1 protein-coding gene is annotated in these 281 nt (G+C 74.4%); it reads right to left on the reverse strand.

Annotation, left to right across the window (positions count from 1 at the left end; translation table 11 throughout):
- Positions 1-29: 29 nt before the first annotated feature.
- On the reverse strand, positions 30-281 hold a 252-nt coding region (locus tag DSY14_RS28515), incomplete at its 5' end, for a hypothetical protein (protein WP_211719656.1).

Here is a 281-nt window from a genome sequence, read left to right on the forward strand (position 1 = left end):
GTGCGCGCGGTGCTCGACGACCTCGCCGGTCAGGCCCGCTCCTGGCTCTCCGCCCAGGGGGACCACGAGATCGGACCGGTCCGGATGGAGGCCTCCGCCAAGGACGCGGTGTCCAGGACGGCGGGGTCTCCCTCCCCCAGGCCCACGCGCAGCTCATGGGCCTGGCCCAGGTAACTGAGGTCGGCGGAGGCCTCCATCCGGACCGGTCCGATCTCGTGGTCCCCCTGGGCGGAGAGCCAGGAGCGGGCCTGACCGGCGAGGTCGTCGAGCACCGCGCGCAC

The sequence above is a fragment of the Nocardiopsis sp. MG754419 genome, from assembly GCF_018207095.1.
Taxonomy (GTDB): domain Bacteria; phylum Actinomycetota; class Actinomycetes; order Streptosporangiales; family Streptosporangiaceae; genus Nocardiopsis.